Raw genomic sequence first — 25715 nt, forward strand, 5'->3', positions numbered from 1 at the left:
GCAAAGTAAAAGGGGAACCGTGAGGTTCCCCTTTTGTATGCTGCTGTAGTCGGCTGGCGGTTACAGCATCTGCTTGAGGCGATAGAGGAGATCCAGCGCCTGACGAGGAGTGAGCTCGTCCGGCCGTACCGCTTCCAGCTCATCCACTACAGGGTGGGATTGGGGCAGCAACGGTATGGAGGCAGGGCGAACTTCCCCTGTGGCCAGGGGCGTGGCGCTTTCGAGCTCCGCCAGCTTGTGGCGAGCCTGATTGATCACCGACTTCGGTACCCCCGCCAGCGCTGCTACTTGCAGGCCGTAAGAGCGGCTGGCCGCGCCTTCCTGCACCGCGTGCATAAAGGCGATGGTGTCGCCGTGCTCCACCGCATCCAGATGGACGTTGGCCAGCCCCTCCATCAGCTCCGGCAGCCGAGTCAGCTCGAAGTAGTGGGTGGCGAACAGGGTATAGGCGCCAATCTTGCTCGCCAGCTGCTCGGCGCAAGCCCACGCCAGGGAGAGCCCATCGTAGGTGCTGGTGCCGCGGCCAATTTCGTCCATCAGCACCAGACTGCGGGCGGTGGCGTTGTTGAGGATGTTGGCTGTTTCTGTCATCTCCACCATAAAGGTGGATCTGCCCGATGCCAGATCGTCCGACGCCCCGATCCGGGTGAAGATGCGGTCTATGGGGCCGATGCGGGCGCTGTCGGCGGGCACGAAGGCACCGATATGGGCCAGCAGCACGATAAGGGCCGTCTGGCGCATATAGGTGGATTTACCCCCCATGTTGGGGCCCGTGATGATCAGCATCCGCCGCTCTCGTTCAAGCCGGATCGGGTTGGCGATAAAGGGATCGCTCATCACCTGCTCCACCACCGGATGACGGCCCGCCTCGATCAGGATCTGATCCTCGTCAATCAGGGTGGGGCAGCGGTAGTCCAGGGTCTCGGCCCGCTCGGCCAGGTTGGCCAGCACATCCAGCTCCGCCAGCGCGGACGCCGACTCCTGCAGATCGCCGAGGTGGGGCAGCAGGGTGTCGAGCAGCTCTTCGTAGAGCCGTTTCTCCAATGCCAACGCCTGGGCCTGGGCGGTGAGCACCTTGTCCTCGTATTTTTTGAGCTCGTCAATGATGTAGCGTTCGTTGTTCTTGAGGGTCTGACGGCGGATGTAGTGGGCCGGTACCAGATGGCTGTTGGCGCGGCTCACCTCGATATAGAAGCCGTGCACCCTGTTGTAGCCCACCTTGAGGGTGTTGATGCCGGTCAGCGCTTTCTCGCGCTCCTCGATGCGGGCCAGACTGGCGGTGGCGCCTTTGGCCAGATCCCGCAGCTCGTCCAGCTCCTGATTGAAGCCGTCACGGATGACGCCCCCATCGCGGATCAGCACGGGCGGTACCTCCATCACGGCGCGCTCCAGCAGGCTCAGCAATTCGGGGAAGGTGCTGGCCCGCTCGGCCAGTTGCTGTACCGCTTCGTGCCGGTTGTCCGCCAGCAGGCGCTGCAACTCTGGCAACTGGGCAAACGCCTGACGCAAGCGAGTGAGGTCGCGGGGGCGGGCAGAGCGCAAGGCGAGGCGAGCCAATACCCGCTCTACGTCGCCGACCTGGCGCAGCAGGGCGCCCAGCTCGTCATAGAGGTTCTGCTCGATCAGTTCCTTGATGGTGCTCTGGCGACCTTTCAGGATCACCCGATCGCGGATCGGCTGGTGGATCCAGCGCTTGAGCAGGCGGCTGCCCATGGGGGTGGCGGTGCGATCCAGCACCTCGGCCAGGGTATTTTCATAGCCGCCCGCCAGATTCTGGGTCAGCTCCAGGTTGCGGCGGGTGGCGGCATCCATGATGACCGCATGGTCCGGCTGCTCGAGGCGCACGCTGCGGATGTGGGGCAGGGCGGTGCGCTGGGTGTCCTTGACGTACTGCATCAGGCAGCCGGCGGCGCACAGTGCTGTCTCGCTCTTGTCGACGCCAAAGCCCACCAGATCCTGAGTGCCGAACTGCTGGCACAGCAGCTTGCGGGCTGTGCCCAGTTCAAACTCCCACTCGGGGCGGCGGCGCAGGCCACGGCGGCCCTCGACGTGCTGCAAAAACGCGAAGGATTCGGGATAGAGCAGCTCGGCCGGGTTGGTGCGTTGCAGCTCCGCCAGCAGCGTCTCTTCCTTGTCGAACTGGTTGATGAAGAAGCGGCCCGAGCCTATGTCCATGGTGCCGTAGCCGAAGCGGCGGCCATCGTGATAGACGGCGGCGATCAGGTTGTCCTGTCGCTCCGAGAGCAGCGCCTCGTCGGAGACGGTCCCCGGGGTGATGATGCGAATGACCTTGCGCTCCACCGGCCCCTTGCTGGTGGCGGGATCCCCCACCTGCTCGCAGATGGCGGCAGATTCGCCGAGCTGTATCAGCTTGGCCAGGTAGCCTTCGATGGCGTGATAGGGCACCCCCGCCATCGGAATGGGGTTGCCTGCCGACTGGCCGCGCTTGGTCAGGGAGATATCGAGCAGCTGTGAGGCCTTGCGGGCATCGTCGTAGAAGAGTTCGTAGAAGTCACCCATCCGGTAGAACAGCAGTATCTCGGGGTTCTCGGCCTTGAGGCCAAGGTACTGCTGCATCATGGGGGTGTGCTGCTGGATGTTTTCTATGTTAATCAATGTGCATCCACCATTAAGTCGTTGTTTTTGAGCTGTGTTGTCATCTGGCGTCGGCTCTGTGATGTGCTGTTTTTTCACGGATGAGCGTCTGTCTGAATGAGAGGCTCAATGAGGCGATCATCCGGGAAGGACATTGAGTCCGGTGCGCGTCAGCCCGGGTGGCAAGGCGTCACACCACAACCAGGGCCACGAGTTGGTGCCAATCTTATCATCCCTGCCGCGCCAACAAAGGCCATGCATTCACAAAATCATCCGGACTACCCGCAACAGGGAAGATGCCAAAAACAGAGTGCAGAGATAGTGCGGGTATATTGATCGTTTCAACTATTCTTGTATAGTTGAATCCATTCCATGGGTTGAGGGATTTCAAATGCACAAAGATGTGGCCACCAGGGTGTTCGAGTCTCTCGCATCCGGTATCCGTCTCGATGTATGGCGCTTGCTGGTCAAGGCCGGGTTGGAAGGGCGGGTGGCCGGTGAGCTCGCTGGCGAGCTCGACATTGCACCGAACAGCCTCTCGTTTCACTTGAAGGCCCTGCTTCACGCCGGACTGGTATCGGTGGAGCAGGAGGGGCGTTTTCTGCGCTATCGCGCCAATATCCCCCTGATGCTCGATTTGATCGGTTATCTCACCGAGGAGTGCTGTGCCGGTCACCCCGAAGCCTGTGGCGTGATGCGGGCCGAATCCGGCTGCTCGCCTCATGTATTGCCCGAGCAATCTTGCTGCAATAAGGAGTAATACCATGTCAGTTATCCAGATTTTCGATCCGGCACTGTGCTGTGCCAGCGGTGTGTGCGGAACCGAGGTTGAACAGCGCCTGGTGAGCTTCGCCGCCGACCTCGCCTGGGCCAAGGGGCAGGGGGTTGCCATAGAGCGATTCAATCTGGCCCAGCAACCCATGGTGTTTGCCGAGACAGCGGCGGTGAGTGCCTTTCTTGTCCACGCGGGGGAGGAAGGCTTGCCACTGGTGCTGGTAGAGGGTCAGGTGGTGCTGACAGGCCGTTACCCCAGCCGTGCAGAGTTGACCCGTTATGCCGGTCTTGCGTCACCGAAAGCGGCTGAAAGCGGTGGTACAGACATCCATGATGCTGAAGCCAATCCGCCAGCAGCCGGGCCGGGCAAAGCGGGCGCCATCAAAGGGATCGTCAAGGGTGGATGCTGCTCCGGCAGCAGCGGTTGCTGCTAAGCGTGCCCCTTTAGTTGGCCGCATCCCTGCCGCCTGCGGGGTTGATTGCCTTGTTCTGCCTGATAGGAGTCTCTTATGTCCTCGTTTCTGAGCTATTCGTTTCTGACTGATGCACCGCCGTTTCTCTTTTTTACCGGCAAGGGTGGCGTAGGCAAGACCTCGCTGGCCTGCGCCAGCGCGGTCGCCTTGTGTGACAGCGGTAAACGGGTGCTGCTGGTCAGCACGGATCCGGCCTCAAACGTAGGTCAGGTCTTTGATACTCAAATAGGCAATAAGATGACCGCCATAGCGGCAGTCAGCGGACTGTCGGCATTGGAGATAGACCCGCAAGCGGCCGCGCAAGCCTATCGGGAAAGGATCGTCGGCCCGGTGCGTGGCAAATTGCCCGACAGCGTGGTGCGCAGCATTGAAGAGCAGCTCTCCGGTGCCTGCACTACAGAGATTGCCGCCTTTGACGAGTTCACAGCGCTCTTGACCGACAGCAAGCTGGTTGGGGAATACGACCACATCGTTTTCGACACGGCCCCCACAGGTCACACCATACGTCTGTTGCAACTGCCGGGGGCATGGAGCGAGTTTCTGGAGCAGGGCAAGGGAGATGCTTCCTGTCTGGGGCCATTGGCCGGGCTGGAAAAACAGCGAAGCCAATATGCAGAGGCCGTTGCCGCCCTCTCAGATGCCGGGAAAACCCGGCTTGTTCTGGTTGCCCGGGCGCAAGCCTCAACCTTGCGGGAAGTGGCGCGTACCCATGATGAGCTGGCGACCATAGGTCTTGCCAATCAGCAACTGGTCATCAATGGCATCTTCCCCCAAAGCGAGCTGGCGGATGACCCCCTGGCCTCCGCTGTCTGGCAGCGAGAGCAGCAGGCGATAGCGCAGATGCCAGGATTGCTGGCCAGGTTGCCACAAGACAGAGTGCCGCTCCTGGCCACCAACTTGGTGGGCGTGGAGAGCCTGCGCCAGTTGCTCGGTGCAGCGCCTGTCAACGGGAACCACGAGGTCGAACGCCCGGCCGCCGAGTCACAGGACCTGCAACATCCTGGCTTGAAGCAACTGGTCGATGAGCTGGCCACAGATGGCCACGGGCTCATCATGCTGATGGGCAAGGGCGGTGTGGGTAAAACCACCCTGGCGGCAGCGGTGGCGGTGGAGCTTGCCAGTCGGGGCCTGCCGGTTCACCTGACCACCTCAGATCCCGCTGCCCATCTGGGAGAGACACTGGCAGGGGCACTGCCCAGCCTGGAGGTCAGCCGTATCGATCCCCACGCGGAAACCGAGCGTTATCGTGCCCAGGTGCTGGCCACCAAAGGGGCGAGTCTGGATGCCCTGGGCCGGGCCCTGCTGGAAGAAGACTTGCGCTCCCCCTGTACCGAAGAGATAGCCGTGTTTCAGGCCTTCTCGCGGATCATCCGCGAGGCGGGCAAGCGCTTCGTGGTGATGGATACGGCGCCCACCGGCCACACCCTCTTGCTGCTCGATGCGACCGGTGCCTATCACAGGGAAATTGCCCGTAATATGGGGGGCAAGGGGATGCACTTCACCACCCCCATGATGCAGCTGCAAGACCCGAAACAGACCAAGGTGATGATCGTCACCCTGCCCGAGCCCACCCCGGTGCAGGAGGCGGCCAACCTGCAAGCTGACCTGCGCCGTGCCGGTATCGAGCCCTGGGCCTGGGTGGTCAATCACATGCTGGCCCCGGCCAGCGTCACCTCGTCTCTGCTGGTTCAGCGAGCGTATCGCCAGCAGTCCCATATCGAAGCGGTCAAAGGTGAGCATGCCCGGCGTTATGCCGTTGTGCCCTTGCAGGCCGTCGAGCCGGTGGGTGTTACGGCGCTGCAAGCGCTGTGTCACCCTGTCCACAGGGCGGGGTGACATGCATCAGAGCGAGTTTACTGCCAAGGCGCAACCAACAGAGGCATTTGCCCGGGTTGAGTCCTTCGTTTCATCCAATCCCCATGGAGTCTCTTGATGAGTACCAATGCCTGCTGCGATCTGCCCGTCAGCAAAAAAATGAGCTTTCTCGACCGCAATCTCACCCTCTGGATCTTTGTCGCCATGGGCATGGGGGTGGGGATTGGCTATCTGTTCCCCCAGGTGGCTCAGTGGAACGAGGCCATGTCGGTCGGCACCACCAATATCCCGCTGGCCATCGGCCTTATCCTGATGATGTATCCGCCGCTGGCCAAGGTGAATTACGGCACCATGGGCGCCATGACCCGCGACCGTCAGGCGATTACCCTCTCACTGGTGATGAACTGGCTGGTCGGCCCCATCCTGATGTTCGTGATAGCCCTGACATTCTTGCATGACTACCCGGACTACATGGTGGGCCTGATCCTGATCGGTCTGGCACGCTGCATCGCCATGGTGCTGGTGTGGAACGATCTGGGCGGCGGCAACAAGGAGTATGGTGCGGGTCTGGTGGCGCTCAACAGCGGTTTTCAGATCCTTACCTACAGCTTCATGGCCTGGTTGTTTATTACAGTGCTGCCCCCGCTGTTTGGTTTGCAGGGCTTCGCGGTGGATATCACCATGCTGGATATCGCGCAAAGCGTGCTGATCTATCTGGGTATTCCCTTCCTGGCGGGCTTCCTGAGCCGTAAATACCTGGTCAAGGCCAAGGGGGAGAAGTGGTATACCGAGCGCTTTATCCCGGCTATCTCGCCCATCACACTGATCGCCTTGCTGGCCACCATAGTGCTGATGTTCAGCCTCAAGGGCGAGATGATCGTCGAGCTGCCGATGGATGTGGTACGCGTTGCCATCCCGCTGGTGGTCTACTTTGTGCTGATGTTCTTCACCAGTTTCCTGGTCGGCAAGAAGCTGGGTATTCCCTATGACAAGAATGCCTCCATCGCCTTCACTGCCACCGGCAACAACTTCGAGCTGGCCATTGCGGTTTCCATCGCCGTGTTCGGCCTGAATTCGGATCAGGCGTTTGCCGGTGTGATAGGCCCTCTGGTGGAGGTGCCTGTCTTGATCGCCCTGGTCAATGTGGCTCTTAGAATGAAACGAAACTATCCAAACGCAGAGGCTTAATCATGCATAACACCCAGATCACCATTTACCACAACCCGGCTTGCGGCACCTCCCGCAATACGCTGGAACTTATCCGTAACTCAGGGGTTGAACCGACCGTCGTTCACTACCTGGAGACACCGCCGAGCCGCGAGACGCTGGTTGCGCTGATTGGGGCCATGGGGATGCCGGTGCGCGACCTGCTGCGCAAGAACGTGCCGCCTTTTGAAGCGTTAGGGCTGGCCGAGGATAGATTTAGTGATGACCAGCTAATCGATGCCATGCTGGCCCATCCCATCCTGATCAACCGCCCCATAGTGGTGACCCCGCTTGGCACCAAGCTGTGTCGTCCATCCGAACTGGTGCTGGATATTTTGCCGAGCCCCCAGCAAGGCGCTTTTACCAAGGAGGATGGAGAGCAGGTGGTGGATGCAGCGGGAAACCGCATCAAGTGATACGCACGAGCGGTGTGCCCTCTGTCTGATGACGGCATGACAGCCGCACGAACATGAGCTCTACGGTTGGCTGCTCAGGCAATCGGGCAGCCTTGTAGATACCTATGTTCTGCTGCAAGAGACTTGCTTGCGGGCTATGCGCCAGCAGGGAACGTTTTGCGTCATCGAGAATGCCAGCGCTCGACCAGCTCACTCTGGATAGACGGATGTGCGATCCATCTCCGGTTGGTTCAGGTAGCGAAGCAGGTGCGGGAGCAGGTGTCCGGCATCTGGCCCGACGCCTCTGAGGGTTGCCGAGGCAAAATTGCGTTGCTTGGGCAGGCCGACAAAGTACAAGCCGGGGATATGCATGGCGTATCCGTCGCGCTGCATCACCTGACCTCGTTCGTTCATCACGGGCAGGCCCTCGAGAAATGGCAGGTTGGGGCGAAAACCTGTGGCAAACACCAGACTGTCAACGGCTTCATGCTGGCCATTCGGCCAGACAATGCCGGTTGACGTTACCTGGGTGAACATGGGGCGCTGCTTGAAATAACCGGTTTTCAGCGCCTTTCTGTAGGTGCCGTCATCCAGTACCGGTGTGCTCTGGTCGTTCAGCCAGCGGGTTTTCTCCAGGCCTGTCCATTTCAACCAGCTATGAAAATCTGCCCCCAATATCCGCTGGGGGGCGAACCGGATTGCTTCTCGAGTGGCCAGTGTCACAGTGGCCACGCTGGCGAGATCGTAAGCGATCTGGACGGCGGAGTTCGCCGCGCCAATGACGACGACGTTTTGCCCGCGAAAAGGCGCCGCATGTCGATAGTCGGCACTGTGCAGCCGAGCGCCCCTGAAACTTTCCAGTCCAGGAATGTCGGGCAGGTAGGGGCGGCTAAAGGCCCCCGATGCCACTATCACGGCGCTTGCCAGCATGCCTTGGCCGTTGGCGGCAGTTATCTGGAAGCCCGCATCTGCTCGCGCGACCTGGGTGACCTGAACTCCCTGGCGAACAGGTAGCTGGAAGAGGTCGGCATACTGCTCAAGGTAACGCACCACCTCATCACGTCCGGGATAGTGGCCAGGTGCGCCGGGGAATGGCATACCGGGGAGGGAGGAGTAGGCTGCTGGCGAGAACAGCTCAAGGCTATCGTAGTAGTTGCGCCAGTTCCCGCCAGGCCGTGCTTGCGCGTCAAGTATCACGAAGCTGAGCCCCTGCTGTTTCAAGTGCCAGCCACAGGCCAATCCGGCCTGACCTGCGCCTATGACAACCACATCCAGTCGCTGATCCATCGAGTTCATATGTGTGCATCCATACACGTTTTTGGGCGAAGAAAAATCAATCCGATCAGCCTCGGCAGCACATCCTGGTGTGGTGGAGTATGGCCTCCAGGCGCTGGATAATGGCCGGGCCATCCACTTCGTAGAATACCTGGCGCCCAACCCTGGAGGCGCGAACTATCCCGGCTTCCAGCAGCACCTGAAGATGACGGGAAACAACCGAACGCTCCTGGGGCAACTCAGCGGCAATCTCAGTGATATCCGCTCGACCCAATTGCATGACGCGCTTCAGCACGGCGACCCGTGGTGGCTCGCACAGTGCTTTGAAGAAGGCACCATCAAGGGATGCAATGGCGGCATCAATGGCTTGGGTTTGGGTCAGTGTTGTATTCATGTCGTGACTATATGTGCACATTCATGCACATGTAAAGCGCTGATGCGCAGTGATCAGCCATTTGGCAATACAGGGATGTTGGGACACCCGCCGTTTTGATCGTGGCGCCGGGTCGTAAAAATAAAAAAGGGCGCCAATGATGGCGCCCTTTTGCGGGTTTTATGAAACCCTGATCAACCCGTGTTGCGCATGCCTGCGGCAATACCAGCGATGGTGACCATCAGCGCCTGATCCAGCTCGGGATGCAGGGTCTCGGTGTGGTTGCGCGAGCGGCCCAGCAGTTCGACCTGCAGCACGTTGAGGGGATCCGTGTAGGGGTTGCGCAGATTGATGGACTCCTTGATCCAGGGCTGGTCGTCCAGCAGGTCTCCCTGCGGGCGCAGCTGCAGCACGATCTGGATGGCGTCGGCAAGCTCCTGGCGCAACTGCTTGCCCAGATTCCACAGCTCTTGCGGTACCAGACGGGTGTCGTAGTACTCGGCGAGCCAGAGGTCGGCCTTGAGGAACACCATCTCCAGCATCTCGAGGCGGGTGCGGAAGAAGGGCCACTGGCGGCTCATCTCTTCCAGCACGCTCTTCTGACCGTCCGTGATGGCATGCTCCAGCCCCTTGTGGGCGCCAAGCCAGGCCGGCAACATCAGCCGGTTCTGGGTCCAGGCGAAGATCCAGGGGATGGCGCGCAGACTCTCGACGCCGCCGTTGGGCTTGCGCTTGGCCGGGCGTGAGCCGAGCGGCAGCTTGCCAAGTTCCATTTCAGGGGTGGCGGCGCGGAAGTAGGGCACGAAGTCTGGATGACCGCGCACTATGCTGCGGTAGTGATCGCAGGAGACGGTGGCAAGTTGCTCCATCACGGCGCGCCAGCTCTCTTTGGGCTTGGGCGGCGGCAGCAGGTTCCCTTCCAGCACTGCGCTGGTGTAGAGGTTCAGGCTGTGAATGGCGACTTTCGGCAGGCCGAACTTGAAGCGGATCATCTCGCCCTGTTCGGTTACCCGCAGGCCACCGCGCAGGGATCCCGGCGGTTGGGACAGGATCGCCTGATGGGCGGGGGCGCCGCCACGGCCGACGGTGCCGCCACGGCCATGGAACAGGGTCAGGCGCAGATTGCTGGCTTCGGCCAGTGCCACCAGAGATTCCATGGCAGCGTACTGGGCCCAGCCTGCGGCCATCATGCCCGCATCCTTGGCGGAATCCGAGTAGCCGATCATCACGTACTGGCGACCCTGGATGTAACCGCGATACCAGTCCACCGACAACAGGCGCTCCATCACGGCGGTGCCCGCCATCAGGTCTTCCTGGGTTTCGAACAGGGGGGCGACCGGCATGCGGAACTTGCAGCCGGCTTCTTTCAGCAGCAGCTGTACCGCCAGTACATCGGACGGGGCGCCCGCCATGGAGATGATGTAGATGCCGAACGCATCCGGGTCGTGTTGGGCGATCACCCGGCAGGTGTCTATGGTCTCTCGGGTCTCGTCGCTCGGCTCCCAGTCGGTCGGGATCAGGGGGCGGCGGGAGTTGAGCTCATTGAGCAGGAAGGCCTGCTTGTCGTCTTCGCTCCACTCTGCGTAGTCGCCCATGCCCAGATAACGGGTCAGCTCGGAGAAGACCTGACCGTGGCGCTCGCCATCCTGACGTATGTCCAGCTTGACCAGATGGATGCCGAAACAGGCCAGCTTGCGCAGCACGTCCAGCAGCATGCCGTCGGCGATGTTGCCCATGCCGCAGGCGTGCATTGAGTGGTAGCAGAGCTCCAGCGGCTCGCGCAGCTGGGCTGTGGTGGTGATCAGGTCGCGGCTCTCGCTCACCTGACCCTGCACCTTGGCGGTGAGGTATTCCTGGGTCTCGCGCAGCGCTTCACGCAGCTCGCGCACCAGAGCGCGATAGGGCTCGGGGTGATCGCCCACTCGCTCGCGTACGGCGTCGGTGCAGTCGGACATGGAGAGCTCGGAGGTGAGCTCCTTGATGTCCTTGTAGAAGAGGTTCACTGCCATCCAGCGGCCCAGTTCCAGCACCTCTGCGGTCACCTTGGCCGTGACGAAGGGGTTGCCGTCGCGGTCACCGCCCATCCAGGAGGTGAACTTGACCGGCGCGGCATCCAGCGGCAGCCGCACACCCAGGTGCTGTTGCAGACGCTCGTCCAGGTTGCGCATGAATTCGGGAATGGCCGGCCAGAGGCTGTTTTCCACCACGGCAAAGCCCCACTTGGCTTCGTCCACCGGGGTCGGACGCTGCTCGCGGATCTCGTTGGTGTGCCAGGCCTGATTGACCAGCTGTTCGATGCGATTGAGGATCTTGTCCCGCTCGCGGGGCAGCAGATCGGAGAGTTCCAGCGCTTCCAGGCAGTCGTTGAGCTGCACGTGTTTGTGGATCAGGGTTCGACGGGTCACCTCGGTCGGGTGAGCGGTCAGCACCAGATCAATATCCAGCTCGCGCACGGCCTGGATGATGGCCTCCTGCGACAGGTTGGATGCCTTGAGTTTGGCGAACATCTGCTCCAGCGGATCCGGCGTGCAGACCTGCTCTTCGCAGCGGCGGGAGATGGTGTGGAACTGTTCGGCCACGTTGGCCAGGTTGAGGAACTGGCTGAAGGCGCGGGCCACCGGCAACAGCTCGTCATCGCTCAGGGTGCGCAGGGTTTCGAGCAGACGTTCCCGGTCTGCCTCATTGCCTTTGCGGGAGGACTTGGCCAACTGGCGAATGGTTTCGATCTTGTCGAGGAAGGCTTGTCCCTGATGATCCTTGATGGACTTGCCCAGCAGTTGACCCAGCATGCCTACGTTGGCGCGTAGAGCGGCGTACTTTTCGTTCATTCCACATCCTTATCTGGTTGGTGTCTCTCTCCATCCGAGGTGAGAGACAGCCTCACTTATTGTTGTGTGATTACAACATATGCTCCGTCATCTTAGGGTGACAATCTACCCAGATTGTCTGCGCAAGGTCAAATAACAGGCCGATTCAGAACATGTATTTCCTTCACCTGTCCCGGGCAGACTGTCAGTAACTTACTTACATACCCTATGGCTTACAGGCAGAAGCGGCGGATCAGGTGTTGCAGCACTGCCGTGGTGGGTTTGACGAACGACAGATCCAGGTATTCGTCCGGCTGGTGGGCCTGGGCTATGTGACCAGGGCCCATCACTATCGTCTGGCATCCCAACTGCTGGATAAAGGGCGCTTCGGTGCAGTAGTTCACCGATTCCGCCTTGTGTCCGCTCGCCTGCTCCGCCTCGCGCACCAGCACTGAGTCGTCCGCGCAGGCATAGGCGGGAATGGGCTCGTGCAGGTGTTGCAGGTGCAGGCAGCCCGGCTGGTGAACCTCTATGGGCGCGAGCGCCTCTTTGAGCATGCCCATCAGCTCGTCCGGCCCCACTTGCGGGGTGGGACGCATGTCGATGTGCAGCTCGCAGCAGCCGCAGATGCGGTTCGGGCTGTCTCCCCCATGTATGTATCCCAGATTCAGCGTGGGTTGCGGCACCGCGAACCGGTAGTCGGCATAGGTCTCTTCCAGACGCAGTTGCAGACGCAGCACCCGCCCCATGGCCTGATGCATTATCTCCAGCGCATTGACGCCGTTGGCGGGATCCGAGCTGTGACCGCTCTTGCCGGTAATACGGATTGCTTCCGACATGTGGCCCTTGTGGGCCACCACGGGCACCAGCCCGGTCGGTTCGCCGATCACCGCATAGTCGGGTTTGATCTCGGCCGCGGCGGCGATGGCGCGTGCCCCCGCCATTGTGGTCTCTTCATCGGCGGTGGCCAGAATGCGCAGCGGCTTGGTGAGAGTGGTGAGGTCGATCTCTTTGAGCGCTTCCACTATGAAGGCGAAGAAGCCCTTCATGTCGATGGTGCCGAGGCCATAGAGGCGGTTGCCCTCTTCGGTCACCTTGAAGGGATCCTTGCTCCAGCCCCCTTCGTCGAACGGCACTGTGTCCGTGTGGCCCGCCAGCAGCAGGCCGCCTTCTCCCTGGCCTATGGTGGCCACCAGATTGAACTTGCCGGGCAGCTCCGGCAGCGCTGTCACTTCACACTGAAAGCCGAGTTGGCCGAACCAGTCGGCCAGCAGCCGGATCACCGCCTCGTTGCTCTGATCCCAGTGCGGATCTGTGCTGCTAATAGAGGGAATCGCAATAATATTCTTATAAAGTGCAAAAAAATCCAGATTGGCCATCAGCTGCTCCTTGCGTCCCCGGAACGTTTCTGTTAGAAAATACAAATGCAAAGTGAGTGCATGAATATTCTGTGAGTTTGCCTGAATTCGTGGCTCATCAACAAGGCTTCTAGTTGTAAGGGAAAGTTAATGTTCTGTCACCTGATCTATAACCGACGACACAACCCCGCCTGAATTGCCCCTCCGCACTCGTTGCATTGAAGGGGCGGTTCCTCACCCCTTGCACTGTCTGCAGCGCCATGCTGTGAATTTCGAACTCTGACTTGGAATACTCAAAAATGCTTAACACCGTTATCGTCGGTGCCAGTGGCTACGCGGGAGCCGAACTGGCCGCACTGGTCCAGAACCATCCTCAACTCAAGCTGTTCGGTCTCTATGTTTCCGCCGGCAGCCAGGATGCCCACAAGCGCTTCTCTTCTCTGCATCCCCAGTGGGTCGGCGCGCTGGATCAGCCGCTGCTGCCGCTGGATGAAGATGGCATGACCCGGATCCTGACCCAGGCCGACCTGGTGTTGCTGGCGACCGCCCATGAGGTGAGTGCCGAGCTCGCACCCAAGTTCCTGGCCAAGGGGCTGCCGGTGTTCGATCTCTCCGGCGCCTTCCGGGTCAAGGACCAGCAATTCTACTCCTCCTTCTACGGCTTCACCCACGAGAACGAGCAGTTGCTGGAGCAGGCCGCCTACGGTCTGGCGGAATGGAACAGCGATGCCATTGCCGCCGCCCAGCTGATTGCTGTGCCAGGTTGCTACCCGACTGCTTCTCTGTGCGCTCTCAAACCGTTGCAACAGGCCGGTCTGATTGCCGAGGGATGGCAGCCCATCATCAATGCGGTATCCGGCGTCTCCGGGGCCGGTCGCAAGGCAGCCATCAATACCAGTTTTTGCGAAGTGAGCCTGAGTCCCTACGGCACCTTCAACCACAGGCATCAGCCAGAGATCAGCCACCACCTGGGCAAGGAGGTGTTGTTTCAGCCCCACCTTGGCAACTATGTGCGCGGCATCCTGGCCACCATTTATGTGCAGCTGGCGGATGGCGTGACGCCGACCCAGGTGGATCAGGCCTTCCTCAAGGCCTACGAAGGAAAACCCCTGGTGCGCCTCACCGGCCAGATGCCCTCCATCCGTGGCGTGGCAAGCACTCCCTACTGCGATATCGCCTGGCAGCAGCAGGGCAATATGCTGGTGGTGGTCTCTGCCATCGACAACTTGCTCAAGGGCGCCGCCTCCCAGGCAATGCAATGCATAAATATTAAATTCGGTTTTGACCCGGCCACCGGCCTGATTTAAGAAAGGATTGAGAGATATGGACAAGCAGACACTGGTTATCAAGTTGGGTGGGGCCCTGATCGAGAACGACGAGGCGCTGACCGCCCTGTTCGGCACCCTCAAAACGTTTCTGGATGAGCAACACAGACCCCTGGTGCTGGTGCACGGTGGCGGCTGTCTGGTGGATGACCTGCTCAAGGGATTGGGCCTGAGTTCCACCAAGAAGAACGGCCTGCGGGTCACCCCGTTCGAGCAGATCCCCTTCATTGCGGGTGCGCTGGCCGGGACGGCCAACAAGCAGATGATGGCCAAGGCCATCGCCACCGGTATTCCGGCAGTGGGTCTGTGCCTCGCCGATGGCGGTCTGTGCCAGGTGACCCAGCTCGATCCGGATCTCGGTGCGGTCGGTGATTGCCAGCCGGGCAACCCGGCGCTGGTGACCGGTATTCTGGGGCAGGGGTTCCTGCCCGTGGTGAGTTCCATCGGCATCACGGCCGACGGCCAGCTGATGAACGTCAACGCGGATCAGGCTGCCACCGCCATCGCCGAGGCGCTCGGTGCCGACCTGGTGATGCTGTCGGACGTGAGCGGCATCCTGGATGGCAAGGGCAAACTGGTGCCGCAGCTGAACAAGGCAACTGCACTGGATCTGATGGAAAAGGGCGTGATCAGCGATGGCATGGCGGTCAAGGTGAAAGCCGCCCTGCACGCTGCCGAGACGCTCGGCAAACCGGTCTGTGTCGCCAGCTGGCGCTACCCGGATCAGCTGCTCAAGCTGCTGGCTGGCGGCGCGGTCGGCACCCAAGTCGCTATTTGATCTCCACCGGAACAAGGAACATCCGATGCAACATCTTCTGAAAGACAGTGATCTGAACAAAACCCAGATCGAGGCGCTGATTGCGCTGGGTAAAGCGGTCAAGGCCGACCCGAAGAAGTACAGCCAGGCGCTGGCGGGCAAGAGCGTGGTCACATTGTTCGAGAAGCCCTCCCTGCGCACCCGGGTCACCTTCGACATCGGCATCGCCAGACTCGGTGGCCACAGCGTCTATCTGGATCAACAGAACGGCGCCCTGGGCAAGCGGGAATCGGTGAAGGATTTCGCCGCCAACCTGTCGCGCTGGTGTGACGCCATCGTCGCGCGGGTATTCGATCACCAGACCCTGGTTGACCTGCAAGCCTACGGCTCTGTGCCCGTGGTCAACAGCCTGTGTAATCTTTACCACCCCTGTCAGGGGCTGGCCGACTTTATGACCATTGCCGAGCATTACGACGATCTGTCGAAGGTGAAGCTTGCCTACCTCGGCGATGGCAACAACGTCAGCCACTCTCTGCTGCTGCTGGGAGCGACCCTGGGTACAGACGTGACCCTGATCTGCCCGAAAGGCTATGGCCCGGATACCCAGATCTTCCTACAGGCCCAGGCGCTGGCGGCCGATTCCGGCGCCACCATTCACATCAGCGATGACGTGGGCGACATTGAAGGATTTGACGTGGTTTATACCGATACCTGGGTCTCCATGGGTGACAACACACCAATGGAGCAGGTAAAAGATATCTTCATGCCTTATCAGATCAACCAAGCCCTGCTTGAGCGCACCGGCATCCAGCACGTGCTGCATTGCCAGCCGGCGCACCGGGAGCTGGAGATCACTTCTGACGTCATGGACGGGCCTGCTTCCCTCATCATGGATGAGGCAGAGAACCGGATGCATATCCAGAACGCCGTGCTGCTGACCCTGCTTGGCAACAAGTAGCGGAATAAGCAACGCGGCCACCGACCCTGAATTACAACACCTTATCGAATCATCATGGAGAGAAGTAAAATGAGCGGAATCAACAAGATCGTACTGGCTTACTCGGGCGGACTGGATACCTCGGCCATCATTCCCTGGCTCAAAGAGCACTACGATGCCGAAATCATCGCCTTCGTCGCCGACGTGGGTCAGGAGCGTGACGATCTGGAAGGAATCGAGCAGAAGGCCATCGCGTCCGGCGCGGTCAAATGCATCGTCAAGGATCTGCGGGAAGAGTTCGTCAAGGAGTACGTCTATCCGACCCTGAAAACCGGCGCCGTCTATGAAGGCACCTACCTGCTGGGCACCTCGATGGCCCGCCCCATCATTGCCAAGGCGATGGTGGAAGCGGCCCTGGCGGAAGGCGCCGATGCCATCTCCCACGGTTGTACCGGCAAGGGCAACGATCAGGTGCGTTTTGAAGGTGCCGTGGCTGCCCTGGCGCCCCAGTTGAAAGTGATCGCCCCCTGGCGGTTGTGGGACATGCGCTCCCGGGAAGATCTGCTGGCCTATCTGGAAGCCCGCGACATTCCCTGCAAGGCGACTCTGAAGAAGATCTACAGCCGTGATGCCAACGCCTGGCACATCTCCACCGAGGGTGGCGAGCTCGAGAGCACCTGGAACGAGCCGTCCGAAGCGGTCTGGCAGTGGACCGTCTCTGCCGAGCAGGCACCGAACGAGCCGGAATACGTCAAGCTGACCGTCGCCAAAGGCGAAGTGGTTGCCGTGGACGACCAGCCGCTGAGCCCGCACCAGATCCTGACCACCCTGAACGAGCGTGCCGGCAAGCACGGCGTGGGCCGGATCGACATCACCGAAAACCGCATGGTGGGCATGAAGTCCCGTGGCTGCTACGAAACTCCGGGCGGCACCGTCATGGTGGCGGCACTGCGCGCGGTGGAAGAGCTGGTACTGGACAGACCGACTCGCGCCTGGCGGGAAAAGCTGGGTGCCGAGTTCTCTCACCTGGTCTATGACGGTCGCTGGTTCACTCCGCTGTGCAAGGCCATCGTCGCCTCCGCCAATGCCATCGCCGAGGATCTCGACGGTGAAGTCATTCTGAAGATGTACAAGGGTCAGGTCACTGCGGTGCAGAAGAAGTCGCCGAACAGCCTCTACTCCGAAGACTTCGCCACCTTCGGTGCCGATGAAGTGTATGACCAGAGCCATGCAGAAGGCTTTATCCGTCTCTACACCCTGGCCAGCCGGATCCGCGCCATGAAGGAGCAGCATCAGGCGATCGGCGGTGACCATACCCACGGCTAAGCTGACGCCAATCCGTTGATACTGGTGAGGGGGCATGGCCCCCTCTTTTATCAGCCCTCCCATATGGTGGGGTGTGAGCAGAGCGGCAGCGCCTCGGCCGCTTCTGTGAGATAACAGGCTCGCAGAAAAACAGGGCACGATTTCAAGCTCGACGGCGCCAGACGCCGCCGACAACGCATTCAAGGAGAGCAGTATGGCACTTTGGGGTGGACGCTTCAGTCAGGGAGCCGATAGCCGGTTCAAGCAGTTCAACGATTCGCTGCGGTTCGATTACCGGCTGGCGGAGCAGGATATCCAGGGCTCCATGGCCTGGGCCAAGGCGCTGGTGAAAGTGGGCGTATTGACCGCCGACGAGCAAGGAAAGCTGCAACAGGCGATGGAAGTGCTGCTCGCCTCGGTGCAGCAGGATCCCCACCAGATCCTCAATTCCGATGCCGAAGATATTCACTCCTGGGTCGAAAGTCAGCTCATCGCCGCCGTCGGCGATCTTGGCAAGAAGCTGCACACCGGCCGCTCGCGCAACGATCAGGTCGCCACCGACCTGAAACTCTGGTGCAAGGCGCAAGGGGAGCTGCTGCTCGGTTCCATCAGTGCCCTGCAAGCCGGGCTGGTCGCCTCTGCACGTGCCAATCAGGCTGCCGTGCTGCCGGGCTACACCCATTTGCAGCGCGCCCAGCCCGTTACCTTCGCCCACTGGGCGCTGGCCTATGTGGAGATGCTGGAGCGGGACTATTCCCGTCTGCAGGATGCTTTGAAACGGCTAGACACCAGCCCGCTCGGCTGCGGCGCCCTGGCGGGTACCGCCTATGCCATCGACCGTGAAGCGCTGGCGCTGGACATGGGCTTTGGCGGCGCGACCCGCAACAGCCTGGATTCGGTGTCGGACAGGGATCACGTGGTGGAACTGATGCACGTGGCGTCCCTCTCCATGACCCACCTGTCGCGCTTTGCCGAAGACCTCATCTTCTACAACACCGGCGAGGCGGGCTTTGTCGAGCTCTCCGATGCGGTCACCTCGGGTTCCTCCCTGATGCCGCAGAAGAAGAACCCGGATGCGCTTGAGCTCATTCGTGGCAAGACAGGGCGGGTGGTTGGCGCCCAGATGGGCATGCTGATGAGCCTGAAGGCGCTGCCGCTGGCCTACAACAAGGACATGCAGGAAGACAAGGAAGGGCTGTTCGATGCCCTCGACACCTGGCACGACTGCCTCGACATGGCTGCGTTGGTGCTGATCGACCTGAAGGTGAACGTCGAGCGCACCAAGGCGGCGGCCCAGGGTGGCTATGCCAATGCCACCGAGCTGGCGGACTATCTGGTGGCCAAGGGCATTCCTTTCCGTGAGGCGCACCATATCGTCGGCGAGACAGTGGTTTATGCGCTTGAGGTGAAAAAGCCGCTGGAAGATCTCTCGCTGCCCGAGTTCCAGCGCTTCAGTCCCGTTATCGGCGAGGATGTCTATCCCAACCTGGAGCTGGAAGCGACGCTGGCCAAGCGAGTCGCCAAGGGTGGCGTCGCCCGCGAGCTGGTGGATGCGGCCCTCACCGCTGCCGAACAGTGGCTGGTCAAGCGGGCGGGTTAACCCCACCGGCTTGTCATTCGAAGAAGAAAGCAAAACGGCAACCCCAGGGGTCGCCGTTTTTTGTTTGCCTGATGATGAATAAAGGGGAGGGAGATTGCCTGCCCAGATGCCAGGAAAAAGAGACCGTATCTTCAGCTCTGGTGCGTGGCATGGGCCCGCTGCACGGCCTGGGTGAGCAGGCTTTGCAACTGGCGTTCGGCCTCACCGGATCCATGGCCTGCTCCCAGCAGTACGACCCCCAGCGTGCCCGGCGACGGCAGCACATCGGCCAACGGGGAGAGAGACGCCGGCATACCGATGGCAGAGCGCACTGTGATCCCGAGCCCTGCCTGCAAGGCCGCCCAGATCCCGCCCAGGCTCTGGCTGGTGAAGGCGATGCGCCACGGGATACCTGCATCGTCCAGAGCCTTGAGGGCTCGTGAACGCATCAGGCAGGGGGCATCGAAGAGCACCAGGGGCAAGGGCTCTCCGCGTGCCAGCAGGGGCGCCGGATCCCAGTTCGGGTGAGCAATCCATTGGAGTGTCACCAAGTCGATGAGATGGGCGTCCATCCTCTCTTCCGGGTGCTGCCAGGCCAGGGCCATGTCGAGGGTTCCCTCCCTGATCCCTTTCATCAGCTGTGCATTGCGATCGATGCGCGTCGTCATGCGAAGCGCGGGGTGCTGACGACAGAGGGGGCCCAGCACGGCGGGCAGTAGGGATTCACCAAAGTCTTCCTGAACTCCCAGCCTGATCTCCCCTTGCAGCAGTTCCCCTTTCAGGGCAAGCACGGCTTCGTCATTGAGCTCCAGCAGCCGTTTGGCATATCCCAGCAGTCGTTCGCCACTGGCCGTCGGGACCAGGTGGCGACCCCTTTTCATGACCAGTTCGGTACCGCATTGCTGTTCGAGTTTTTTCAACTGGGCGCTGACCGCCGAGGTGGAACGGCACAGCCGCTGCGCCGCCAGCGCAAAGCTGCCACAGTCCAGCCCAAGGACATAACTGCGCAGAGCATCGAGATCCAGGTTCAGGGGAAGGGGTTGCATGATAGTCCTGATAATCGGGATTGTTTGTCTTGAACGTTTTGATTTTTAAAATTGTAGCAGTGATAGAGAGTGGCTTCACCAACCAAGGAGATTGCCATGACCCATCCTGTTCTTGATCGTGACGACCTGGCGCGGGCAGCGCCGAGATTGTCCCAGCTGGCGGAAGAGACGCTGTTTGGCGATATCTGGCAGCGGCCCGCATTATCTGCGCGCGAACGCAGCCTGATCACCCTGGCCATACTGGCATCGCTGGGCCGGGTGCAACAGCTGCCGTGGCACATAGCGTTTGCCCAGCAAAACGGCCTGACACGGGAGCAGCTGGAGGAGCTGTTCACCCATCTCGCTTTCTACGCCGGATTGCCTGCGGCGGTCACCGCCGTGAGCTACCTGCCCAGCCGTGAGGATCCACACCCATGCCGCTGACCCGTATCACTCTGCGCGAGGGGATGAGTGACGCGCGCCTGCAACAGCTCTCAGACCTCTATCATGAGACCCTGGTGGAGGTGTTTGATGTACCGCGGGAGGACAAATTCCAGATCCTGGAGGCTTTGCCAGCCAAGGCGCTTGTTTATCATCCCCACTATCAGACCGGCCAGCGGGACGGAGACTTCATCCTCTTCCAGATCCTGGCGGGGAGGCCGCGCAGCACTGAGGTCAAGCAGCGGCTCTATGAGCGGCTTGCCGAGCGTCTGCACGCAGACATGGACATTCACCCCGACAACCTCATGGTGGTCATTCAGCTGAATGGCAGCGAGGAGTGGAGTTTCGGACGGGGTCTGATGTTTCGGCAGGGGGTGATCTTATGATCGCCATGCATTACAGATTCACCCTGCCGGCGGATTACGACATGGGGCTTATCGAAGAGCGTATCGCCAACAATGGCACCAAACTCGACGGCTTCCCCGGCTTGCTGTTCAAGGCCTATCTCTATGGCCGCCATGACGAGGCCGCGCTGCCATGCAGGGAGAATCGCTATGCCCCCTTCTATGTGTGGGAAAGCGTCGAGGCGATGAACAGTTTCCTTGTCAGCGAGGGCTTCGCGGCGCTCACCAGGCACTTTGGCTGGCCCCATATCGAGACCTGGCATCTGCTGTCAGCCCCGCAGATGGAGGCGCTTGACCAGGCCAGGGTGGCCATCTTGCGGCGCACCCGCATTGCGCCGCATTGCAGCCTGGCCGAGCTGCACACCGGGGCCATGCTGAGCGGATGGGATGTTTCCCGTTGGCAATGGTTGGAGGTGGATTTCCTGCCGTCGCTGCCGCCGACGATACCGGCAGGGGCCGACGTCTATCACATTGGTTATCTCGCCAAAGGCGTTCCAGCCTGAGTGGGTGACGACGACATGAGGGGGATCCATGTCCTCACTCGTCATTTCACCTGCATGCGGCGTTAAACCTGGTTTGCACTGAAGTGCTGGTGTTTGGCGCTTGATGGTCGTTGCCAGCCGCATACGATCAAGGTTCTCGTAGGATATCGGCAGGCAGATTCGAGATGACTGCGCTCGCCTAGCGGGGCATGATCTCGAGGCATTGCGTACGGACACACCACCCCGGATAAAGGAGCCTGCATGTATCTGCCATCCCATTTCGAAACGCCCGACCTCGCGTCGCTGCATCAACTGATCCTGGCCCATCCGCTGGGGGCCCTGATCACCCACGGTGAGCGGGGGCTGGATTCGAACCATCTGCCGTTCGAGCTGGATGCCGGGAGTGGGGAGCAGGGCGTATTGCGCGCCCATGTCGCCCGCAACAACCCGCTCTGGCAGGAGGCCAGCAATGGCGACGAGGTGTTGGTGATCTTCAAGGCTGCAGATGCCTATATCTCCCCCAGCTGGTATCCGAGCAAGCAAGTGCATCACCAGCAGGTGCCGACCTGGAATTACAGCGTGGTACACGCCCACGGCCGAATTCGTATCCACGATGATGCGCGCTTCGTTCGCCGTCTGCTGGCGAACCTGACCCGCACTCATGAGGCCATCGAGTCTGCCCCCTGGAAGATGGCGGATGCGCCGAGGGAATATATTGAGGCCATGGTGCAGGCTGTTGTTGGTATCGAAATCGAGATAACCGAGCTGGTCGGCAAGTTCAAACTGAGTCAAAACAAGGCGGAGGCGGATCGTCAGGGCGCGGCAGACACCTTGCAAGCGCGCGGGCAGGTAGAGATGGCAGAGTCTATGTTGAGCCCACCACAGTCGCTACCACAGCAATAGATTATCCCGTCTGGTCTCAATAAAAACGGCAACCCCCGAGGTTGCCGTTTTTATGTATTTATTTTCAATCAGGCACTGGCATTGAGCAGCTTGCCTACCCCTTCGCCCTTGCCATTGGGCAGGGTCTGCTTGAAGGCGCTTAGCAGTTGATCCAGATTGAGGTTGCTGCTGCCCAGTGTGCCCTTGAGGGTATCGAGTCTGCTTTGCAGGGCATCCAAGCGGGTGCTCTGGGTGCCGTTGGCGAGCTGGTTGCGGGCTGTGTCTATGGCCTCGGTCAGAGAGTGGCCATTGTTTTCCTGACCCAGGGTCTGCATCAGTTCGCTCATAAACTGGTTGATGGCGGGGCGGTTCTGCTCGCTGTCGGCATCCTTGACCCCCAGCCGCTGGAACAGGCTCTGGACTGTGGGGGGCAGGCGTTCTTCCTGTACCGGCTCAGGTTCGGGCTGGGCTTTGGCGTTGCTGCTCAGCAGATAGCTGCCCAGCTTGAGGGCTATCGAGGCGATGGGAAGCAGGGTGCTGATCATGATGTCACTCTCCGGTACGGCTGATGACAATGACAGAGCAGGGATTGAGCCAGCTTGGCGAAAAATTCAGCAATCTAAGACAGGGTCCTGATCCTGCTGTGAATTTAGTTTTTGGGGCTATATGGGGGAGAGGAAGGATTGCGGGAGAAGCGGCAAACCCTTGCAGCGCCAGGCTGGCCGGTTTGCCGCCGAGGTCGCCGGATCAGAGGTCCTTGAAGGGGCGATGCTTCTCCTCTTCGATGACGATGGCTTCCAGGTTGGCAATACGCTCCTGCAATTTGTTGATGATTACATCCTGCTTGCCGAGGCGGTCAGTGATGCGGGCATCTCCCAGCTGGTAGCGGGCACGTTTGGTGAGATAGCCGAACAGCATGCTGATAAAGACGATCAGGACTATGCCTGTCCACATGGTCATGAGTGACTCCTTGTCGATAAATATGCGAGAAATGGCCCTGTTGTCTCATACCCGGTGAGGGGCCGCAATGCCCGCTCTGGTGGTGAGCATGAGCCCTGTGATACCCGGGCTTATGCCATCAGTTGCCAGGAACTGGATGCCAGCCATGTTTGTCGTGGTAGCGGGTCTTGTCCCCTCAGGCCCCCTGCCAGAGGGGGCGTCCCAGCCAGAGTCCCCACAGGGTGAGGTGCAGCAGCACGATAAACCAGAACACCAGCCGGTAGCTGCCCTTCTGGGTCTTGTGGCGCAGCCAGTGACGGGCGACCAGCGCCCCGGGCCAGCCACCGCACAGCTCCAGCAGATGAAGGCGAGATTCGGGGATGCGCCAGCCGCCGCGAATGGCCTGCCGCTTGTCGTGGGCGTAGGCCAGTACCGTCAGCAGGCTCATGGTGGTGAGGATGGCGAGCGGCCACCAGTTGGCGTCAACAAGGCCAAGCCAGGCGGTCCAGAGCAGGGGAAACAGGGCGAGCCAGATCACAGTGCCAGCTCCCAGCCACGGGGGGCGTCAGGGCTCAGACTGCGGATCACGCGAGCGGGGTTGCCTACTGCCACCGAGTCGGCGGGGATGTCGCGAGTGACCACGGCGCCAGCCCCTATGATGGAACGCGCCCCTATGGTGACACCGGGGCAGATGATGGCGCCGCCGCCAATCCAGCAGTCATCGCCTATGTGTACCGGCTGGTTGTAAGCGGTCCAGTTGCGGCGTTCCAGGTAATCCATGCTGTGGGTGGCCGTGTAGATCTGCACGTTGGGGGCCAGCAGCACATGGCTGCCGATATGCACTTCACCCACGTCGAGAATGGTGACGTTGAAGTTGAAGAAGGTCTGCTCGCCTATGTGGATATTGCGGCCAAATTCACAGGTGAAAGGAGTGCTTATCCAGCTGGAGGCGGGACAGTGGCCGAACAGCTCGCCGCACAGGCGCTGGCGCAGGGGGTGATCCCCGGCGGATGATGCATTGAGTTGTGCCAGCAGCGCCTGACCCCGGATCCTGTCATCCGCTATCTCCTCGCTCTGGCTATCCAGGGCGCCGCCCGCCAGTATCTTGTCCCAGTCGCTTGCCATGCTCGTCTCTCCTCATGTGCCAAGAGGAGCCAGTATACGCCACCCGTCTTGCAGCGTCAGGCTGTCACTTGCTGCAAGATCAGGCGCTTGGCCAGATGAGCGGCAGGACCAGCAGGGCAGAAACCAGATAGGGCAGCAGCACCATGAGTCCCAGCCGGCGCCCGCCAATACCCAGTGCCAACACGCCTTTCACCAGCGAGTTGACCAGCCCTGCCAGCAGTATGCCCCGGGCCGCGACCTCCAGCCCCAGCTCCTTGTGGGAGAGCTGGGAGAGCGACAGGGTAATGGCGTCCACGTCCGTGATCCCCGACACCAGTGCCAGCAGATAGACACCCGAGTCACCCACCCGGCTTTGCAACAGTGTTGCCATGAAACCTATCAGCGCCAGCAGCAGGCCGAACTTGATGGCGGTGGCGAGATCCAGCGGATTGCTGGTTCTGGGCTGCACTGGCCCGTCGGTCAGCGCTTCCCGCTGGCGCCAGAACCAGAATGCAAAGCCGTAGACAATGACTGCCAGCAGCAGCAGGGGAGCTGCGAGGCGCATCGCCAGCTCCTTGTGGATCAGCAATACTAGCACCAGCAGCCGCACCCACATGGTGGCCCCCGCCAACAGTATGCCGGTGGCCAGCAGCCGCTCCAGCCCGCCCTGTTCCTTGTTGAGGCGGGCAAACTGCAAGGTGAGAGCGGTAGAGGAGGCGAGCCCCGCCAGCATGCTGGTGAGCACCAGCCCGGCGCGGGTGCCGAGCAGACGCACCGCGAAGTGGCCACAAAACGAGATGCCGGCGATCACCACTACCATCAGCCAGATCTTGAAGGGGTTGAAGGCATCGAGGGGCCCCATCTCCTCGTTGGGCAGCACCGGCAGCAGCACCAGGGAGATAAGCAGAAAGCGCAGTGTGGCGTGGAATTCGGTCTCGCTCAGAAACAGCATCCCTTGCTGGATCTTGCCCTTGAGCCCCATCAAGAGGGCGGCCAGCACGGCGCAGGCCACCGCTTCGCTCGGGCTGAGCAGCACGGACATCAGCCCCAGCAGATAAGTGAGCAGCATGGCCACCGAGCTGGTGAGGCCGAACTCCCCCTGCCAGCGCTGGGCCAGCCAGACCGAGAGGCCGCAGCCGATCACCACCGCCAGCAGGCCGAGCAGCGGCAGCCAGGGGCCCAGAGTCGGCAGCAGCAGGGCGCAGACGCCGCCGAGCAGGCCTATGAGGCCATAGGTTCGCATCCCGGCGATGCGCTGGTTGTCCCCCAGCTGGCGCACCTGCCAGCCACGCTCCAGTCCTATGATGAGGCCGATGGCCAGCGACACCAGGGCGCCATTGACGGGGTCTGCATTGATCCACATAACGACTTCCTTTTCGCTGTGTGATTGCCTTGAACCCATGATGGCACAGGCTGTACCGGGGCAGAGAGGCATGGCTCACAGAGTGTGCGAGTGTGGCCGTA

25 protein-coding genes are annotated in these 25715 nt (G+C 60.9%); 14 read left to right on the forward strand and 11 right to left on the reverse strand.

From position 1 onward, the window contains the following. Positions 1 to 60: 60 nt before the first annotated feature. A complete protein-coding gene (mutS, locus tag ONZ54_RS02880) occupies positions 61 to 2616 on the reverse strand; it encodes a DNA mismatch repair protein MutS (RefSeq protein WP_271787420.1) in 2556 nt (851 codons plus the stop codon). A gap of 370 nt (positions 2617 to 2986) precedes the next feature. Here mutS and ONZ54_RS02885 point away from each other — a divergent pair, with 370 nt between their 5' ends. The 5 genes from ONZ54_RS02885 to arsC all read left to right on the forward strand — a co-directional run bounded on the left by ONZ54_RS02885 (position 2987) and on the right by arsC (position 7279). Continuing rightward, entirely contained in the window at positions 2987 to 3355 is a 369-nt protein-coding gene (locus tag ONZ54_RS02885) for an ArsR/SmtB family transcription factor (RefSeq protein WP_021139691.1), read from the forward strand. A gap of 4 nt (positions 3356 to 3359) precedes the next feature. Then, the gene (arsD, locus tag ONZ54_RS02890; protein ID WP_271787421.1) at positions 3360 to 3803 is read left to right on the forward strand and encodes an arsenite efflux transporter metallochaperone ArsD; all 444 of its coding nucleotides are present in this window, start codon (positions 3360 to 3362) and stop codon (positions 3801 to 3803) included. Between the two features lie 75 nt (positions 3804 to 3878). Then, positions 3879 to 5678: an arsenical pump-driving ATPase gene (gene arsA, locus ONZ54_RS02895; RefSeq protein WP_271787422.1), complete on the forward strand. Its 1800-nt coding sequence runs from the start codon at positions 3879 to 3881 to the stop codon at positions 5676 to 5678. 96 nt (positions 5679 to 5774) lie between these two features. Beyond that, positions 5775 to 6845 carry an ACR3 family arsenite efflux transporter gene (gene arsB, locus ONZ54_RS02900; protein ID WP_011898325.1) on the forward strand — a complete coding sequence of 357 codons (1071 nt, stop codon included), beginning with the start codon at positions 5775 to 5777 and terminating at the stop codon, positions 6843 to 6845. Between the two features lie 2 nt (positions 6846 to 6847). After that, positions 6848 to 7279: a glutaredoxin-dependent arsenate reductase gene (gene arsC / locus ONZ54_RS02905; RefSeq protein WP_271787423.1), complete on the forward strand. Its 432-nt coding sequence runs from the start codon at positions 6848 to 6850 to the stop codon at positions 7277 to 7279. Between the two features lie 189 nt (positions 7280 to 7468). Here arsC and ONZ54_RS02910 read toward each other — a convergent pair whose 3' ends face one another. The 4 genes from ONZ54_RS02910 to argE form a co-directional block, all read right to left on the reverse strand. After that, entirely contained in the window at positions 7469 to 8554 is a 1086-nt protein-coding gene (locus ONZ54_RS02910) for a flavin-containing monooxygenase (RefSeq protein WP_271787424.1), read from the reverse strand. A gap of 46 nt (positions 8555 to 8600) precedes the next feature. After that, on the reverse strand, positions 8601 to 8927 hold the full coding sequence (locus tag ONZ54_RS02915) for an ArsR/SmtB family transcription factor (protein ID WP_058395390.1): 327 nt from the start codon (positions 8925 to 8927) through the stop codon (positions 8601 to 8603). Between the two features lie 173 nt (positions 8928 to 9100). Beyond that, on the reverse strand, positions 9101 to 11734 hold the full coding sequence (ppc, locus tag ONZ54_RS02920; protein ID WP_271787425.1) for a phosphoenolpyruvate carboxylase: 2634 nt from the start codon (positions 11732 to 11734) through the stop codon (positions 9101 to 9103). A gap of 212 nt (positions 11735 to 11946) precedes the next feature. Next, a complete protein-coding gene (gene argE / locus ONZ54_RS02925) occupies positions 11947 to 13092 on the reverse strand; it encodes an acetylornithine deacetylase (protein WP_219593355.1) in 1146 nt (381 codons plus the stop codon). Positions 13093 to 13370: 278 nt separating this feature from the next. On the opposite strand from argE, the gene argC reads away from it, so the two are divergent. The 5 genes from argC to argH all read left to right on the forward strand — a co-directional run bounded on the left by argC (position 13371) and on the right by argH (position 18995). Continuing rightward, positions 13371 to 14378 (forward strand): N-acetyl-gamma-glutamyl-phosphate reductase, encoded by a 1008-nt coding sequence (argC, locus tag ONZ54_RS02930; RefSeq protein ID WP_021139683.1) that lies wholly within the window; start codon positions 13371 to 13373, stop codon positions 14376 to 14378. Positions 14379 to 14394: 16 nt separating this feature from the next. Next, the gene (gene argB / locus ONZ54_RS02935; protein ID WP_125596956.1) at positions 14395 to 15174 is read left to right on the forward strand and encodes an acetylglutamate kinase; all 780 of its coding nucleotides are present in this window, start codon (positions 14395 to 14397) and stop codon (positions 15172 to 15174) included. 25 nt (positions 15175 to 15199) lie between these two features. Then, positions 15200 to 16111 carry an ornithine carbamoyltransferase gene (locus ONZ54_RS02940; RefSeq protein ID WP_192896247.1) on the forward strand — a complete coding sequence of 304 codons (912 nt, stop codon included), beginning with the start codon at positions 15200 to 15202 and terminating at the stop codon, positions 16109 to 16111. Positions 16112 to 16180: 69 nt separating this feature from the next. Then, complete coding sequence (locus ONZ54_RS02945) at positions 16181 to 17416, forward strand: argininosuccinate synthase (RefSeq protein WP_005313759.1); 1236 nt, start codon at positions 16181 to 16183, stop codon at positions 17414 to 17416. Between the two features lie 193 nt (positions 17417 to 17609). Continuing rightward, on the forward strand, positions 17610 to 18995 hold the full coding sequence (argH, locus tag ONZ54_RS02950) for an argininosuccinate lyase (RefSeq protein WP_271787426.1): 1386 nt from the start codon (positions 17610 to 17612) through the stop codon (positions 18993 to 18995). 131 nt (positions 18996 to 19126) lie between these two features. Here argH and ONZ54_RS02955 read toward each other — a convergent pair whose 3' ends face one another. Further along, entirely contained in the window at positions 19127 to 20020 is an 894-nt protein-coding gene (locus ONZ54_RS02955) for a LysR substrate-binding domain-containing protein (RefSeq protein ID WP_125596950.1), read from the reverse strand. Between the two features lie 96 nt (positions 20021 to 20116). Here ONZ54_RS02955 and ONZ54_RS02960 point away from each other — a divergent pair, with 96 nt between their 5' ends. The 4 genes from ONZ54_RS02960 (at position 20117) to ONZ54_RS02975 (ending at position 22229) form a co-directional block, all read left to right on the forward strand. Beyond that, positions 20117 to 20443, forward strand: coding sequence for a carboxymuconolactone decarboxylase family protein (locus tag ONZ54_RS02960; RefSeq protein WP_271787427.1), 327 nt, complete (start codon positions 20117 to 20119; stop codon positions 20441 to 20443). Beyond that, complete coding sequence (locus tag ONZ54_RS02965; protein WP_265466519.1) at positions 20434 to 20826, forward strand: tautomerase family protein; 393 nt, start codon at positions 20434 to 20436, stop codon at positions 20824 to 20826. Before ONZ54_RS02960 ends, ONZ54_RS02965 begins: the two co-directional genes overlap by 10 nt. Before the next feature lie 5 nt (positions 20827 to 20831). Beyond that, positions 20832 to 21347 carry a DUF4865 family protein gene (locus ONZ54_RS02970; RefSeq protein WP_271787428.1) on the forward strand — a complete coding sequence of 172 codons (516 nt, stop codon included), beginning with the start codon at positions 20832 to 20834 and terminating at the stop codon, positions 21345 to 21347. Between the two features lie 240 nt (positions 21348 to 21587). Next, on the forward strand, positions 21588 to 22229 hold the full coding sequence (locus ONZ54_RS02975) for an FMN-binding negative transcriptional regulator (protein ID WP_271787429.1): 642 nt from the start codon (positions 21588 to 21590) through the stop codon (positions 22227 to 22229). 68 nt (positions 22230 to 22297) lie between these two features. Here the strand turns inward: ONZ54_RS02975 and ONZ54_RS02980 are convergent, their stop codons facing one another. From ONZ54_RS02980 to ONZ54_RS03000, 5 genes are all read right to left on the reverse strand, one after another. Beyond that, positions 22298 to 22753: a hypothetical protein gene (locus ONZ54_RS02980; protein ID WP_271787430.1), complete on the reverse strand. Its 456-nt coding sequence runs from the start codon at positions 22751 to 22753 to the stop codon at positions 22298 to 22300. A 202-nt stretch (positions 22754 to 22955) separates the two neighbouring features. After that, positions 22956 to 23168 carry a hypothetical protein gene (locus tag ONZ54_RS02985; RefSeq protein WP_271787431.1) on the reverse strand — a complete coding sequence of 71 codons (213 nt, stop codon included), beginning with the start codon at positions 23166 to 23168 and terminating at the stop codon, positions 22956 to 22958. Positions 23169 to 23343: 175 nt separating this feature from the next. After that, positions 23344 to 23685 carry a DUF1294 domain-containing protein gene (locus ONZ54_RS02990; protein WP_058395379.1) on the reverse strand — a complete coding sequence of 114 codons (342 nt, stop codon included), beginning with the start codon at positions 23683 to 23685 and terminating at the stop codon, positions 23344 to 23346. Then, positions 23682 to 24272, reverse strand: a complete 591-nt coding sequence (locus tag ONZ54_RS02995; RefSeq protein ID WP_271787432.1) for a sugar O-acetyltransferase — start codon at positions 24270 to 24272, stop codon at positions 23682 to 23684. Before ONZ54_RS02995 ends, ONZ54_RS02990 begins: the two co-directional genes overlap by 4 nt. A gap of 79 nt (positions 24273 to 24351) precedes the next feature. Then, entirely contained in the window at positions 24352 to 25614 is a 1263-nt protein-coding gene (locus tag ONZ54_RS03000; RefSeq protein WP_271787433.1) for an MgtC/SapB family protein, read from the reverse strand. Between the last annotated feature and the right edge of the window lie 101 nt (positions 25615 to 25715).

Source organism: Aeromonas salmonicida (genome assembly GCF_028355655.1).
GTDB classification, from domain to species: Bacteria; Pseudomonadota; Gammaproteobacteria; order Enterobacterales; family Aeromonadaceae; genus Aeromonas; species Aeromonas salmonicida.

Coding starts and splice junctions, on each gene's coding strand:
- argE (WP_219593355.1), bottom strand. CDS start 13,092: ATGGCCAATCTGGATTTTTTTGCACTTTATAAGAATATTATTGCGATT.
- argB (WP_125596956.1), top strand. CDS start 14,395: ATGGACAAGCAGACACTGGTTATCAAGTTGGGTGGGGCCCTGATCGAG.
- ONZ54_RS02975 (WP_271787429.1), top strand. CDS start 21,588: ATGTATCTGCCATCCCATTTCGAAACGCCCGACCTCGCGTCGCTGCAT.
- ONZ54_RS02985 (WP_271787431.1), bottom strand. CDS start 23,168: ATGACCATGTGGACAGGCATAGTCCTGATCGTCTTTATCAGCATGCTG.
- ONZ54_RS02910 (WP_271787424.1), bottom strand. CDS start 8,554: ATGAACTCGATGGATCAGCGACTGGATGTGGTTGTCATAGGCGCAGGT.
- ONZ54_RS02995 (WP_271787432.1), bottom strand. CDS start 24,272: ATGGCAAGCGACTGGGACAAGATACTGGCGGGCGGCGCCCTGGATAGC.
- ONZ54_RS02940 (WP_192896247.1), top strand. CDS start 15,200: ATGCAACATCTTCTGAAAGACAGTGATCTGAACAAAACCCAGATCGAG.
- ONZ54_RS02885 (WP_021139691.1), top strand. CDS start 2,987: ATGCACAAAGATGTGGCCACCAGGGTGTTCGAGTCTCTCGCATCCGGT.
- ppc (WP_271787425.1), bottom strand. CDS start 11,734: ATGAACGAAAAGTACGCCGCTCTACGCGCCAACGTAGGCATGCTGGGT.
- ONZ54_RS03000 (WP_271787433.1), bottom strand. CDS start 25,614: ATGTGGATCAATGCAGACCCCGTCAATGGCGCCCTGGTGTCGCTGGCC.
- arsD (WP_271787421.1), top strand. CDS start 3,360: ATGTCAGTTATCCAGATTTTCGATCCGGCACTGTGCTGTGCCAGCGGT.
- ONZ54_RS02970 (WP_271787428.1), top strand. CDS start 20,832: ATGCATTACAGATTCACCCTGCCGGCGGATTACGACATGGGGCTTATC.
- arsA (WP_271787422.1), top strand. CDS start 3,879: ATGTCCTCGTTTCTGAGCTATTCGTTTCTGACTGATGCACCGCCGTTT.
- ONZ54_RS02960 (WP_271787427.1), top strand. CDS start 20,117: ATGACCCATCCTGTTCTTGATCGTGACGACCTGGCGCGGGCAGCGCCG.
- arsC (WP_271787423.1), top strand. CDS start 6,848: ATGCATAACACCCAGATCACCATTTACCACAACCCGGCTTGCGGCACC.
- arsB (WP_011898325.1), top strand. CDS start 5,775: ATGAGTACCAATGCCTGCTGCGATCTGCCCGTCAGCAAAAAAATGAGC.
- ONZ54_RS02945 (WP_005313759.1), top strand. CDS start 16,181: ATGAGCGGAATCAACAAGATCGTACTGGCTTACTCGGGCGGACTGGAT.
- ONZ54_RS02965 (WP_265466519.1), top strand. CDS start 20,434: ATGCCGCTGACCCGTATCACTCTGCGCGAGGGGATGAGTGACGCGCGC.
- ONZ54_RS02980 (WP_271787430.1), bottom strand. CDS start 22,753: ATGATCAGCACCCTGCTTCCCATCGCCTCGATAGCCCTCAAGCTGGGC.
- argH (WP_271787426.1), top strand. CDS start 17,610: ATGGCACTTTGGGGTGGACGCTTCAGTCAGGGAGCCGATAGCCGGTTC.
- ONZ54_RS02955 (WP_125596950.1), bottom strand. CDS start 20,020: ATGCAACCCCTTCCCCTGAACCTGGATCTCGATGCTCTGCGCAGTTAT.
- argC (WP_021139683.1), top strand. CDS start 13,371: ATGCTTAACACCGTTATCGTCGGTGCCAGTGGCTACGCGGGAGCCGAA.
- ONZ54_RS02915 (WP_058395390.1), bottom strand. CDS start 8,927: ATGAATACAACACTGACCCAAACCCAAGCCATTGATGCCGCCATTGCA.